The following is a 12,768-nucleotide window of genomic DNA, read 5'->3' as shown; positions in this document are numbered from 1 at the left end:
GGGCCCGCATGTCCGGCTCTACGCTCGAAGGCGTGATCACGTTCCGCGCCGCCTCACCCGCCGACCCCGACGCCCACGAGCTGATCGTCGAGTACTTCGCCGAGCGCGCGTCCGGTTTCCCGGGCGAGTACCGTCCCGTGTTGCCCGGACCGGACGCGTTCCGCGCACCCGACGGCGTCCTGCTGCTCATCGAGCACACGGACGACGACGACGCGACCGCCGACCGCGGCCTGATCGGCTGCGGCGCGATCCGCCGGATCGCGGACGGCCCGATGGGCGCGCGCTTCGAGGTCAAGCACGTCTACACACGTCCTGCGGCCCGTGGCCTGGGCGCAGGCCGCCTGCTCATGGACGAGCTCGAGCGCCAGGCGCGCGCTTGGGGAGCCCGCGAACTCGTGCTCGACACGCACCACACGCTCGAGGCCGCCGCCGCGCTCTACGCCCGGACGGGCTTCGCCCCGATCGAGCCGTACAACGACAACCCGAACGCGACGCGCTGGTACGGCAAGACGCTGGACTGAGCATCTTCCGGGGCACCGGAGGTCACGTGCGCGGGAGGCCGCATCTCGAGCGGGGCGATGCGCCGACGCCACCTGCCCCGCCCTCGCCCACGCTGAAGGCGCTCTGCGGCTGACGCACTTCGGCCTTCACCGCCCGCTGCGCAGGCATCGTCTACTTCCCGTGAGGCATCCCCTCTTGGGGCGCGTCACGGTGCTCGTCGGTCCGGCGGGACCAGACATACTCCACGTCCTCGATCGAGTCCGTCTCATATACGTAGACGAACTCCAGCACCGTGGATCCGGTATTGCGGATGCCGTGCTCGTGATTCGACGGTATGTATACCGCGGACCCCGCCCGCACCGCGTGCTTTACCCCATCCAGGCTGACTTCGCCGACGCCGCTCAGGACCTGGTAGATCTCCGGCGCCTCATGCCGGTGCAGGCTGAGCCAGCCTCCGGGCTCGATCACGGCCACGCCGGAACACAGATCGGCGGTGTCCGTGGTGCCATCCCCGATAGCGGTGCGGAACGAGATATTCCCGCGGGCGTCTGTCCACACCTCTTCCTGCGCGTCATCCAGGTGGCGGGTCGTCGGTGTCACGGGCATGGTGCTCCCTCCTGAGGCCCCAGTCTCCCTCGGGCCGCCCGCGGGAGTGAGAGATCCCGACGGGAGAGCAGGCGCGCGCCCCTGGTGCCGAGCCGGCATCCCGCCCTCGAGCCGACACGTCCGAGGTACGGCCGGCACTCCATGTCGCTGGCAGCCGGGGTCAGAAGGCCAGTTGGTCGGGCAGGCCGGTGCGCAGCTCGACCGGAAGGTGAGCGAGGTCGTTGTGGGTCAGCAGCGTCCAGGGACGGCCCTGGCGCTGGCTCAGCACCGTGAGTCCGCAGTTCGCCTGGTTGAGCGTCATCCAGCGCCACTCCGGTGCGCCGAGGACCTCGCGCACGAACCACGAGATCACGAAGTTATGGGTGATGAGCAGCTCGTGCACATCATCCGCCTTGCGCACCAGGAACTCACCCACGGCGTCGGCCATCTGCGCCTTGCCGGCCTCGATCTGCGCTTCCGTGACGCCACCGAAGAACGGCTCGAACGCCGCGGGCGTCTCGTCGGTCATGCCGGTGGGCACGCAGTCGAACAGGAGCGCGTGAGGCTCAGGCGTGACGGCCGGGAGGCGCTCGGCGATGATCCGCGCGGTGTCGGTCGCCCGCACGAGCGGCGAGTGGCACACCCTCTGGAGCGGGATGCCCGAGAGCCGGTCGGCGATCAGCTCGGCCTGGCGTCGGCCGCGCGGGGACAGCGGGCCGTCCTCCATGCCGTGCTCTGCGTCCAGCTGCTCGCCGTGCCGGACGAGATAGATGTAGTGCGCCACTGCCTCACCCCGTCCTTCACCGCGTCACGTTCGGATCGTTCCCGGACCGTGCGGCGGCGCCGGAGCGCCCGCGGTCCTCCCCCACACTACGTGACCGGGACGAGACCGTCCGGAGGTGTGTGGCGAGCCGTCACAGCCGGCGGCTATTCCGTCGCCCTGGTGAGGTCGGACAGGTGCGCGCGCGTGAGGCGCACTCCCACACCCTGTACGAGCTCGTCGAGCTGGGACGGCGAATAGATGTTGACGATCGGCGCGGACACCGACCGCTGCGCGAGCAGCCATGCGATCGCGACCGCGGCATGCGGCACGGCGAGTTCCGCCGCGATGACGTCGAGCGCCTTCAGCACGCGCACGCCGCGGCGGTTCAGGCTGCCCGCGAGCTGCCGTCCGCGTGCCGAGGCGGCCACGCCCTGACGCGAGCGGTGGCGCCCCGACAGGAAGCCGTGCTCGAGCGCCTGCGAGGGCGTCACCGCAAGGGCCTGCGCGCCTGCCACGAGCCGCAGGTCGCCCTCGAACTCCTTGCGGCGCATCAGGTTGTACGGCACGTCGAGCGCCTCGATGCGCGGGTAGCCCGCGGAGGCGAGGATGCGCGCCTCGACAAGCTGCTCGGCCGTGAAGCCGTAGGCGCCGATGTGGCGCACCTTGCCCGTCTCGATGAGCCACTCCGCCGTCGCGAGGGCGTCCTCGACGGATCCGACGCGCTCGGCGGTCGCATCCAGGTACAGCACGTCGATGCGGTCGGTGCCGAGCCGCAGGAGCGAGGCCTCGACCGCGCGGACGAGGTTCACCGAGCCCAGACCGGGGTTGTCGGGGTGGCCGCCCACCCGCACCGCGAGCACCACGTCGTCGCGCACGCGTCGCCGGCTGATCCAGCGGCCGATGATGTGCTCGCTGCGGCCGGCGGCGAAGCTGTCGGCCGTGTGCACGGCGTTGCCGCCGAGCGCGACGAAGTGGTCGAGAAGCGCATCGGCGCGGTCCTGATCGACCGTCCAGCCGAACTCCGCGCCGCCCAGGATCACGGGGAAGAGGTCGATGCCCGTGTCGCCCAGCCGCTCGCGCACGAACGTGCCGACGCCGGGGCCCTGCACCGGGATCGGGGCGGACGGATGCTCGCGCGGCGTGGCGGCGGCTTGCGTCAGCCCGCCTGCCTGCGCTTCATCCATGTTCCCCGCCCCTTCACGCGGCCGTCCCGGGGATGGGGACTCGCGTCACGCCCGCTGCCGACGTGTGCTTCGAGCGTATTGCAGGCCGCGGACACCGACGTGCACCGCGCCGTAACGTTCTCGTCACGCGCGGTGACGGGAAGCGGAACGGCCCGCCCACCCCGAAGGGTGAACGGGCCGTTCGGCTTGCAAGAATCAGGCCTCGACGGTCTCCTCGGCGGGAGCGTCGCCCGCCGGGGCCTCGTCGATGACCGGCTCGAGCGCCATCTTGCCGCGGTCGTCGATCTCGGCGATGCGGACCAGGATCTTCTGGCCGACCGAGACGACGTCCTCGATGCTCTCGACGCGCTTGCCGCCGTTGAGCTTGCGGATCTGCGTCACGTGCATGCGACCGTCCTTGCCCGGCAGCAGCGAGATGAACGCGCCCGAGGGGATGATCTTCACGACGGTGCCGAGGAACTGCTCGCCGACCTCCGGGTTGGTGGGGTTGGCGATCGCGTTCACCTGCGCGCGGGCCGCCTCGGCCGAGGGGCCGTCGGTCGCGCCGATGTAGACGGTGCCGTCCTCCTCGATCGAGATCTGCGCGCCGGTCTCGTCCTGGATGGCGTTGATCGTCTTGCCCTTGGGGCCGATCAGCTCGCCGATCTTGTCGACGGGGATCTGCACGCTGATGACGCGCGGCGCGGTGGGCGCCATCTCGTCGGGAGCGTCGATCGCGGCGTTCAGGACCTCCAGGATGCGCGTGCGCGCGTCCTTTGCCTGCGTCAGCGCGCCGGCGAGCACCTCGGAGGGGATGCCGTCGAGCTTCGTGTCGAGCTGGATCGCCGTGATGAACTCGCTCGTGCCCGCGACCTTGAAGTCCATGTCGCCGAGGGCGTCCTCGGCGCCGAGGATGTCGGTCAGCGCGGCGTAGCGCGTCTGGCCGTCGACCTCGTCGGTGACGAGACCCATCGCGATGCCCGCGACGGGAGCGCGCAGCGGCACACCCGCGTTCAGCAGCGACAGGGTCGAGGCACACACGGAGCCCATCGACGTCGAGCCGTTCGATCCGAGAGCCTCGGAGACCTGACGGATCGCGTAGGGGAACTCCTCGCGCGACGGCAGCACCGGGACGAGCGCGCGCTCGGCCAGGAAGCCGTGGCCGATCTCGCGACGCTTCGGGCTGCCCACGCGGCCGGTCTCACCGGTCGAGTAGGGCGGGAAGTTGTAGTGGTGCATGTAGCGCTTGCTCGTCGTGGGCGACAGCGAGTCGATCTGCTGCTCCATCTTGAGCATGTTCAGCGTGGTGACGCCCATGATCTGCGTCTCGCCGCGCTGGAAGATCGCCGAGCCGTGGACGCGCGGGATGACCTGCACCTCGGCGTCGAGCGGCCGGATGTCGGCGAGACCGCGGCCATCCATGCGCACACCCTCGCTGAGGATGCGACCGCGCACGATCTTCTTCGTGACCGACTTGTACGCGGCGGCGAACTCGAGCGGCGCGGCGGCCGGCAGCTCGCCCGCCTCGACCTTCTCGACCAGCTCGGCCTTGACGCGGGCCTTGACCTCGTCGTCGGCGCTCTGGCGCTCCTGCTTGTCGGCGATCTGGTACACCTTCGCCAGGTCGTCGGAGGCCTTCTCGCTCACGAACGCGAAGGTCTCGTCGCTGTAGGCCGGGAAGACCGGGAACTCCAGCGGCGCCTTCGTCGAGGCGGCGGCCATCTCGGCCTGCGCCGCGACGAGCTGCTTGATGAACGGCTTGGCGGCCTCGAGACCGCCAGCGACGACCTCCTCGTTGGGCTTGGTGGCGCCCGCCTTGATGAGGTTCCAGCTGTTCTCGGTGGCCTCGGCCTCGACCATCATGATCGCGACGTCGCCGTTGTCGAGCACGCGACCGGCGACCATCAGGTCGAACACGGCCGACTCGACCTGCTCGGCGTTCGGGAACGCGACCCACTGGTCGGCGTGCTCGCCCTGGCCCGGGATGAGCGCGAGGCGCACACCCGCGATCGGGCCGGAGAACGGCAGACCCGAGATCTGAGTCGACGCCGACGCGGCGTTGATCGCGAGCGCGTCGTAGAACTCGCCGGGAGCGATCGACAGCACGGTCACGACGATCTGGATCTCGTTGCGGAGGCCGTCGACGAACGACGGGCGCAGCGGACGGTCGATCAGGCGGCAGACGAGGATCGCCTCCGTCGACGGACGCCCCTCACGGCGGAAGAACGAGCCGGGGATCTTGCCGGCGGCGTACGAGCGCTCCTCGACGTCCACCGTCAGGGGGAAGAAGTCGAAGCCCTCGCGGGGGTGCTTGCTGGCGCTGGTGGCCGAGAGGAGCATCGTCTCCTCGTCGAGGTACGCGGCGACGGCGCCCTGCGCCTGCTGCGCGAGACGGCCGGTCTCGAAGCGGACCGTGCGGGTGCCGAAGCGGCCGTTGTCGAGAACGGCCTCGGCGGCGGTGATTTCAGGACCTTCCAAGAGGTCTCTCTCCTTCTGTTGGCCACGCAGGCACGCGATGTTCCTTTTCGGCACGCGTCTGCGCGGGTGGGCTCTGTTCGCCCGCGATGCGGGACTTACGTCAGGAGCAGGGAACAGGCAGATATGGGCGCGCACACGCTGATCGTGCGGGGCATCGATCACGCTCGCCTGCGCTGGCCACCAGGAGAAATCCACCAGACCGGATCCATCGGATCGTGCGCCTGGGAGACCACTTCAGGGGACCAGCTTCCTGCCAGCCTGCTCCTCTTGCGTATTCAGTTCGTGACATCCGCGGACGGACATCCCCGCCAGCCTATCAGCGCGAAGCGGATCTGGTCAGGGCCTGTCGGCGGTGCGGCGCGCCTGCCTACCCTGGCGTCATGTCGGATTTCCCTGAGCAGAGCACCCCGGACGAGGAGCGCGAGGTCGATCTCGACGACGCGGCCGAGCTCGAGCTGCCGCCGCCCACGCTCGACCCGGACGAGCGTATTCAGGACGACCCGGACCCCCTCGTCGATCAGGAGCGCGACGAGGCGCGTGGGCTGGGCGGGCTGGACGAGTAGCGGGCCTCAGCTCAGCTTGCTGCGCTTCGGCGCGTTGCGCCCGGGGATCACGACGTAGTCGGCGTGCTTGGGGAGCAGGCCGTCCCCCGCCGTGCGGCCCCGCATCCGTCGCCAGACCCATGGCAGTGCGTGCGTGCGGAGCCAGTCGCCCTGCGGCGCAGGGTCGTCGACCGGATCGAAACCGTGCAGGGCGTCGTCGAGGCGCCCGAGCGCCTCGGCGTCGGGGATGCCCAGCGCCTCAGCCGCGCGGTACGCGAGGTACCGGTGGCCGCGTGAGCTGAGGTGCACCATGTCGTCGGCGTACATCGTGCCGTCGCGCAGCGCGGGAAGCGCGGCCGCGTCCAGCAGGTAGGAGCCGGTGGCAGCGGCGATCCGGCGCAGCTCGGTCGCGTACAGGGTGAAGCGGCGCGTGAAGATCCGCGCCGCGGGCCGGTCGGGCAGGAACGGCGTCACGAGCAGCACGTCGGCGCCGGAGTCGCGCACGTCGCGCACCACCTTCTCGACGTGCGCCGCCAGCCGCAGGGGGTCGGCGCTGTGCCCCACGAGATCGTTGGCGCCCATGAAGATCGACACGAGATCGGGCTTCATGGCGAGCGCCTGCGGCGCCTGCTCGCTCACGAGGTCGCGGACGCGCCGGCTGCGCACCGCGAGGTTGGCGTACTCGAACCGGCCGAGGCCCTGCGCCAGCATGGTCGAGAGCCGGTCCGCCCAGCCGCGATACTGCCCATCCGCCATGCGCGAGGTGTCGCACAAGCCCTCGGTGAGCGAATCACCGAGCGCGATGTACCGCTTCCACGGCCTGCGCTCGGGGGGCGCGACCCCCTCTCGGCGCGTCAGCTCGCGGCCTCGGGATGCGTCGTCCAGCGGCCGCAGGCGCTGCGCCTCACGGTAGTAGTCGATCAGCTGGTCGCCGAGCGACTCCCACGTGCGCGCGACCACGCTCTCACGCGCCGCGGACGCGAACGAGCGGCGCTTGGCGTCGTCGCCCGTCAGGTCCAGCACGCGATCGCGCAGGTCGTCCAGGTCGCCGGGCGCGTACAGCCAGCCGTCGACGCTGGAGCGGACGAGATCGACCGGCCCGCCGCGGCCCGTCGCGACGACCGGCACGCCGCTTGCGAGCGCCTCCTGCACGGTCTGGCAGAACGTCTCGCTCTCCCCCGGGTGCACGAACACGTCGAGGCTCGCGAGCGCCTTGGCCAGCTGGTCTCCGCCGAGGAAGCCGGTGAACACGGCACCCGGCAGCAGCTTCCCGAGCCGCTCACGCTCTGGTCCGTCCCCGATGATCACGAGGCGCACGCCCGGGATGCCGCACAGCACGCGCAGATCCTCGACCTGCTTCTCTGCGGCCAGGCGGCCGACGTAGCCGACGAGCAGCTCGCCACGCCCGATCCTCGCGCGCCACCCCTCGCTGCGGCGGTCGGGTCGGAAGCGCTCGGCGTCGACGCCACGCCCCCACCGGCGCAGGCGGTCGACGCCGAGAGCGGCGAGCTGCGCCTCCGACGCCGACGACGGCGCGAGCGTGAGCGTCGCGCGCTTGTGCAGACGCGCGACGTGCGCCGACGCGAGGGGCACGGCTCCCGGGACGCCGTAGCGCTCGGTGTAGGCGATCACGTCCGTCTGGTAGACCGCGACGCTCGGCAGGCGCAGCGCGTCGGCCGCCGCCTGTCCCTTCCACCCCAGCGCGAACGGCGAGGCGAGGTGCACGACGTCGGGATGGAAGTCCCGCAGCACGCGTGCGAGGCGCGCGGTCGTCGGATACGCCACGCGGACATCCGGATACGAGGGCATGGGCATCGACGGCAACAGTTCGGTCCTGCCGTACGGCGCGCTCTCGCGCTTGCCCCCGCCGTCCGGAGCGACGACGAGTGTCTCGTGACCGCGACGCTCGAGGTGACGAACCATCTGCAGGACGGAGTGGGTGACTCCGTTCATGTGCGGCAGGAAGGACTCTGCGACCAGGGCGACCCTCATGACTCCAGCGTGGCGGCCTGGACGGCCGTGAAGCGGACAGGGGCACGGCGCTTCGCCGAGCGTTCATCCGGCCTGCCCCGAACCTTCACCACCGCTCCCCCGGAGCGTCACGATCCGCGGTCGCCCCTCGGCGCCGGGAGCCGTGGAGGATGGAGGAACCACCCGCCGACGAAAGCGAGCCACGCGTGTTCCAGAGCCGCCATCCCTTCGACGACATCACGGTCGAATCGCTGCGCGAAGTGGGGAGCCTGAAGTGGACGGCGTTCCCGGACCGGCTGGCCGCATGGGTCGCGGAGATGGACTTCGGGGTCGCACCGTCGATCACCGACGCCCTGCATGCGGCCGTGGACCGCGGCGCATTCGGCTATCTGCCGTCCGCCGACGCCACCGCGATGGCGCAGGCCTTCGCCGGCTGGTCCGCCGAGCGGTACGCCTGGAGCGTGGACCCGGCCGACGTTCACGCGTTCCCGGACGTGATCAGCGCGCTGGAGGTGGCGATCGAGCACTTCAGCGCTCCAGGCTCGGCGGTCGTGGTGCCGACGCCGGCGTACATGCCGTTCCTGACCGTGCCGCTGCTGCATGACCGCCGCATCATCCAGCTGCCGCTCGCGCGCGACGGCGAGCGCTGGATCTACGACCTGGAGGCGCTGGATCGCGCGCTCGCGGAGGGCGGCGGCCTGCTCGTCCTCTGCAATCCCCACAACCCGATCGGCAAGGTCCTCGACGCCGCCGAGATGGCGGCCATCGGCGAGGTCGTGGACCGGCACGGCGCCCGGGTGTTCTCCGACGAGATCCACGCGCCGCTGGTGTATCCCGGCCGCCGGCACGTGCCGTACGCGTCGGTGAACGAGATCACGGCCGGGCACTCGCTGACCGCGACGTCGGCGTCGAAGGCGTGGAACCTGCCGGGCCTGAAGGCCGCGCAGGTCGTCGTGTCCAACGACGCGGATCGCGGGCGCTGGCAGACGGACGGCGCGATGTGGGGCCACGGCGCCGCCAATCTCGGCGTGATCGCGAACACCGCCGCATACTCCGCCGGCGGCGCGTGGCTCGACGATGTCGTCGGCTATCTCGACGACAGCCGCCGCCGACTGGCGGATCTTGTCGACGAGCACCTCCCGGGCGTGCGGTACACGGCCCCGGAGGGCACCTACCTCGCGTGGTTCGAATGTGCGGCACTCGAGCTGCCGCAGGCACCCGCGGCGTTCTTCGGCGAGCGCGCCGGCGTCGCACTCACGGACGGCGGGATGTGCGGCGCGGTCGGCGCGAGCGCCGTGCGGTTCAACTTCGCGACGCCGCGACCCCTCATGCAGCGCGCCGTCGAGGCGATGGGCGAGGCGCTGCGCACCCGCTGAGGCGCGCGTTCCCCGGCCGTTCACCGGGGACGGGTACACACGTGTCGTGGATGAGCTGATCGCCGACCTCGCGGCGAACCCGTGGGCGCTCGTCGTGCTCGCCGGAGTCGTGTTCGCCGACGCGTTCCTGGTCGTCGTGCCCGGCGAGGTCGCGGTCACGGCTCTCGGCACCGTCGCGGTCGCGCAGGGCCTGCCGCCGCTGTGGGCGGTCATCCTGATCGGCGGGCTCGCGGCGTTCGCGGGGGACGTGTCGTGCTACCTGATCGGGCGGCTGCTGCATCCGCGCTCATGGCGCCCGCTCCAACGTCCGAGCATGCAGCGCGCGCTCGACTGGGCATCGCACCGGCTGCGCACGCACGCGGCCACGGCGGTGTTCACGGCGCGCTTCATCCCGTTCGGCCGCCTCGCCGTGAACCTGTCCGCGGGTGCGGCGAGCGTGCCCGCGCTGCGCTACCTGCCGATCGCCGGCGTCGCGGCGCTCGCATGGGCGGCGTTCCAGGCGCTCGTCGGCGCGGCGATCGCGTCCATCCTTCCCGGCGGCACGGTGGTCGCCGTGATCGTGTCGATCGTGATCGCGCTGGCGGTCGGCTGGACCGTCGACTTCGTGCTGGCCCGCGTGCGCCCCATCGACTGACCGTCTGCTGACCTAGGGTCGGCGTGTGAGACCGAAGGACCTGGGGCGCGGCGCGCTGCCCGTGCGACGCATCGACGAGCACCCCCTGGCGCCCGCCGACCGCAGCCGCTGGCCGGCGACGCTGGCCCCTGTGCGCCAGGTGCTCGACGACGGGCTCGAACTCCGCCCGGTGACGGTGCTGACGGGCGAGAACGGCGTCGGCAAGTCGACACTCGTCGAGGCGGTCGCCGCTGCCTACGGCATGAACCCCGAGGGCGGATCGACCGGCGCGATGCACGCGACCCGTGCGTCGGAGTCCCCGCTGAACGGGCACCTTCGACTCGTGCGCGGAGCCGGCGCCTCCCGGCGCGGGTTCTTCCTGCGGGCCGAGACGATGCACGGCTTCTACACGTACCTCGAAGACGTCGGCATCGGCGCCCCGCTGCACGAGCGCAGCCATGGGGAGTCGTTCCTCGAGCTGGTCGGCGAGCGCACGAGGATCCGCGGCCTGTGGATTCTCGACGAGCCCGAGTCGGCGCTGTCCGTGTCGGGCTGCCTGGCGCTGATCGGCCTCCTGCGGGAGCTCGTTGCGAACGGGTCGCAGGTGATCCTCTCGACGCATTCGCCGATCCTCGCCGCGTTCCCGGATACGGAGCTGCTCGAGCTGGGAACGTGGGGCATCCGGCGGTCCACCTATGACGACCTCGATCTGGTGCGCACCTGGCGGCTGTTCCTCGACGCGCCGGAGCGCTTCCTCCGGCACCTGGACTGAGCCGCGGCAGGCGTCGGGACCTGATTGACTTCTGCGGTGACCCGCACGCGCAACCCGCTCTGGCAGACCCTCGTGACGCTGCGCGGGAATCCCCGTGCCTGCGTGTGGACCGAGCCGCTGTGGGGCCTGTCGATGGCCCTCGTGCTGCCCTACCTGTCGGTGTTCATGCTCGCGCTCGGCGTGCACGACGCGCAGATCGGGCTGATCGCCTCGGTGGGCATGGTGTCCCAGGTCGTGTTCGGCTTCGCGGGCGGCATCATCACGGATCGCCTCGGACGCCGCTGGACGACCGCCGTGTTCGACGTGATCGCCTGGGTGATCCCCTGCGTGATCTGGGCTTTCGCGCAGAACTTCTGGTTCTTCCTCGCGGCCGCGCTCGTGAACGGTGCGACGCAGGTGACGTCGAACTCGTGGGACTGCCTCATGGTCGAGGACGCGGAGCGCAGCCAGCTCACGCGGATCTACTCGCTGGTGCGGGTGGCTGCGGACTGCTCGGCGCTGTTCGCGCCGATCGCGGCGATCCTCGTCGCTCAGCTCGGGCTGGAGCCGGCCGTGCGCCTGCTGTTCGTCAACGCGGCGATCGTGATGCTCGCCAAGGTCATCTGGCTGTATCGCTGGTCGCGTGAGACGCGGCGCGGCGAGATCCGGATGGCGCAGACGCGCGGCGAGAGCATCTGGCGACTGCTCGGCGGCTATCGCGCCGCCCTGGGTCTGCTGCTGCGCTCGCGCGGAGCCCTGCTGGCGCTCGCGATCGCCGCGCTGGTCGCGGCGGTCACCCTCGTGAACGGCACGTTCTGGCAGGTCGTGGTGAGTGCGCACCTGCACGTGCCCGACGCGCTCCTGCCGTTCTTCCCGATGGTGCGCTCGCTGCTGTCGATGCTGTTCCTGTTCACCCTGATCCCGCGCCTCAGCACCGGCGTCGACCTCAAGGCCGCCACGCTCTGGGGCTTCGGTGTCTACCTCGCGGGCCAGGTCGTGCTCGTCTTCATCCCCGCCGCCTCCGGAGCCGCCGATGCGCGCACCTACGCGCTGCTCGGGGTGTGCCTGCTGCTGGACAGCTTCGGGGCGGGGATGGTGTTCATGCTGTCGGAGTCGCTCGTCGCGCTGCACGTGGACGAGGCCGAGCGCTCGCGAGTGATGGCGCTCCAGCGCACGGTCATCATGCTCGCCGCTGCCCCGTTCGGCTGGATCTCCGGCTGGCTCTCGGGGATGGACCGCACGTGGCCGTTCCTGCTGACGTCGGGGCTGCTCGTGCTCGGTCTCGTCCTCACGGCAGCGCGGTGGGTGCCGCACCACGATGTGGAGGCGAAACCCACCGCGCGGGCGTCCGAGAGCGCCTGATCACTCTCCCGCGAGACCGCCCAGCAGGTGACCGAAGCCGCGTCCCTGGCCCAGGTACGTGTCGGGGTCGAACGGGTCGGTCTCCGTCAGCGACGGCTTGGCCGCGATCGCCTCGGACAGCTCGCGCGCGCCTCGTTCGATGCGGGCGCTGAGCGGCGCGACGTCGTCCTCCTTGCCGCCCCAGTCGCTCGACGCGGCGAACACGCCGGTCGAGACGGGCTCCGCGTGCAGGTAGGCGAACAGCGGGCGGATGGCGTAGTCGATCGCGAGCGAGTGGCGCGCGGTGCCCGCGTTCGCGCCGATCAGCACGGGCTTCCCGCTCAGAGCCTCGCGGTCGAGGATGTCGATGAACGACTTGAAGATTCCGGAGTAGCTCGTCGAGAAGATCGGCGTGACGACGATCAGCGCGTCCGCGGCCTGCACCTTTCCGAGCATCCCCTCGAGCGCGGGCGGTGCGAAGCCTGCCAGCAGGTTGTTCGTGATGTCGTGCGCGTAGTCGCGCAGCTCGAACGCCTCCGCGGTCGCCTCGATACCGCGCTCGGCGAGCTCGGCGACGGCCGCGGCCGCGAGGCGGTCGGCGAGCATCCGGGTGGACGACGGGGTCGAGAGCCCCGCGGAGATCACCGCGATGCGACGGGTGTCGGTCATGATCGTGATCCTTCC

Annotated in this window: 12 protein-coding genes; 6 read left to right on the top strand and 6 right to left on the bottom strand. The window is 71.1% G+C overall.

Annotated features, from left to right (window positions below):
• Window positions 1-8: 8 nt before the first annotated feature.
• Complete coding sequence (locus RIF89_RS01645) at window positions 9-521, top strand: GNAT family N-acetyltransferase (protein WP_309067424.1); 513 nt, start codon at window positions 9-11, stop codon at window positions 519-521.
• Between the two features lie 151 nt (window positions 522-672).
• Here the strand turns inward: RIF89_RS01645 and RIF89_RS01640 are convergent, their stop codons facing one another.
• The 4 genes from RIF89_RS01640 to RIF89_RS01625 form a co-directional block, all read right to left on the bottom strand.
• The gene (locus tag RIF89_RS01640) at window positions 673-1,107 is read right to left on the bottom strand and encodes a cupin domain-containing protein (RefSeq protein WP_309067422.1); all 435 of its coding nucleotides are present in this window, start codon (window positions 1,105-1,107) and stop codon (window positions 673-675) included.
• A gap of 160 nt (window positions 1,108-1,267) precedes the next feature.
• A complete protein-coding gene (locus tag RIF89_RS01635; protein ID WP_309067421.1) occupies window positions 1,268-1,870 on the bottom strand; it encodes a histidine phosphatase family protein in 603 nt (200 codons plus the stop codon).
• Between the two features lie 143 nt (window positions 1,871-2,013).
• Window positions 2,014-3,033 (bottom strand): aldo/keto reductase, encoded by a 1,020-nt coding sequence (locus RIF89_RS01630; protein WP_309067420.1) that lies wholly within the window; start codon window positions 3,031-3,033, stop codon window positions 2,014-2,016.
• A gap of 195 nt (window positions 3,034-3,228) precedes the next feature.
• Window positions 3,229-5,490 (bottom strand): polyribonucleotide nucleotidyltransferase, encoded by a 2,262-nt coding sequence (locus RIF89_RS01625; protein ID WP_309067419.1) that lies wholly within the window; start codon window positions 5,488-5,490, stop codon window positions 3,229-3,231.
• 380 nt (window positions 5,491-5,870) lie between these two features.
• Here RIF89_RS01625 and RIF89_RS01620 point away from each other — a divergent pair, with 380 nt between their 5' ends.
• A complete protein-coding gene (locus RIF89_RS01620) occupies window positions 5,871-6,053 on the top strand; it encodes a hypothetical protein (RefSeq protein ID WP_309067418.1) in 183 nt (60 codons plus the stop codon).
• Window positions 6,054-6,059: 6 nt separating this feature from the next.
• On the opposite strand, the gene RIF89_RS01615 is transcribed toward RIF89_RS01620, so the two are convergent.
• Window positions 6,060-8,024 (bottom strand): GDSL-type esterase/lipase family protein, encoded by a 1,965-nt coding sequence (locus tag RIF89_RS01615; RefSeq protein WP_309067417.1) that lies wholly within the window; start codon window positions 8,022-8,024, stop codon window positions 6,060-6,062.
• A gap of 149 nt (window positions 8,025-8,173) precedes the next feature.
• On the opposite strand from RIF89_RS01615, the gene RIF89_RS01610 reads away from it, so the two are divergent.
• From RIF89_RS01610 to RIF89_RS01595, 4 genes are read left to right on the top strand one after another with little or no spacing between them, the layout of a single operon-like run.
• Complete coding sequence (locus RIF89_RS01610) at window positions 8,174-9,379, top strand: aminotransferase class I/II-fold pyridoxal phosphate-dependent enzyme (protein ID WP_309067416.1); 1,206 nt, start codon at window positions 8,174-8,176, stop codon at window positions 9,377-9,379.
• A gap of 46 nt (window positions 9,380-9,425) precedes the next feature.
• The gene (locus RIF89_RS01605; protein WP_309067415.1) at window positions 9,426-10,013 is read left to right on the top strand and encodes a VTT domain-containing protein; all 588 of its coding nucleotides are present in this window, start codon (window positions 9,426-9,428) and stop codon (window positions 10,011-10,013) included.
• A gap of 25 nt (window positions 10,014-10,038) precedes the next feature.
• A complete protein-coding gene (locus tag RIF89_RS01600; RefSeq protein WP_309067414.1) occupies window positions 10,039-10,764 on the top strand; it encodes an AAA family ATPase in 726 nt (241 codons plus the stop codon).
• 36 nt (window positions 10,765-10,800) lie between these two features.
• On the top strand, window positions 10,801-12,105 hold the full coding sequence (locus RIF89_RS01595) for an MFS transporter (protein WP_309067413.1): 1,305 nt from the start codon (window positions 10,801-10,803) through the stop codon (window positions 12,103-12,105).
• Here the strand turns inward: RIF89_RS01595 and RIF89_RS01590 are convergent, their stop codons facing one another.
• Window positions 12,106-12,753: a CE1759 family FMN reductase gene (locus RIF89_RS01590; RefSeq protein ID WP_309067412.1), complete on the bottom strand. Its 648-nt coding sequence runs from the start codon at window positions 12,751-12,753 to the stop codon at window positions 12,106-12,108. It abuts the gene before it with no gap.
• Window positions 12,754-12,768 lie beyond the last annotated feature (15 nt).

Origin of the sequence: Microbacterium sp. (assembly GCF_031178525.1) — a bacterium.
Classification (GTDB): Bacteria; Actinomycetota; Actinomycetes; order Actinomycetales; family Microbacteriaceae; genus Microbacterium.
This window is presented reverse-complemented; position numbering and strand designations above follow the sequence as displayed.

Excerpts from the sequence above, each read along its gene's own strand:
- RIF89_RS01645 (WP_309067424.1), top strand. The coding sequence starts at position 9 with ATGTCCGGCTCTACGCTCGAAGGCGTGATCACGTTCCGCGCCGCCTCA.
- RIF89_RS01640 (WP_309067422.1), bottom strand. The coding sequence starts at position 1,107 with ATGCCCGTGACACCGACGACCCGCCACCTGGATGACGCGCAGGAAGAG.
- RIF89_RS01630 (WP_309067420.1), bottom strand. The coding sequence starts at position 3,033 with ATGGATGAAGCGCAGGCAGGCGGGCTGACGCAAGCCGCCGCCACGCCG.
- RIF89_RS01620 (WP_309067418.1), top strand. The coding sequence starts at position 5,871 with ATGTCGGATTTCCCTGAGCAGAGCACCCCGGACGAGGAGCGCGAGGTC.
- RIF89_RS01615 (WP_309067417.1), bottom strand. The coding sequence starts at position 8,024 with ATGAGGGTCGCCCTGGTCGCAGAGTCCTTCCTGCCGCACATGAACGGA.
- RIF89_RS01610 (WP_309067416.1), top strand. The coding sequence starts at position 8,174 with ATGGAGGAACCACCCGCCGACGAAAGCGAGCCACGCGTGTTCCAGAGC.
- RIF89_RS01590 (WP_309067412.1), bottom strand. The coding sequence starts at position 12,753 with ATGACCGACACCCGTCGCATCGCGGTGATCTCCGCGGGGCTCTCGACC.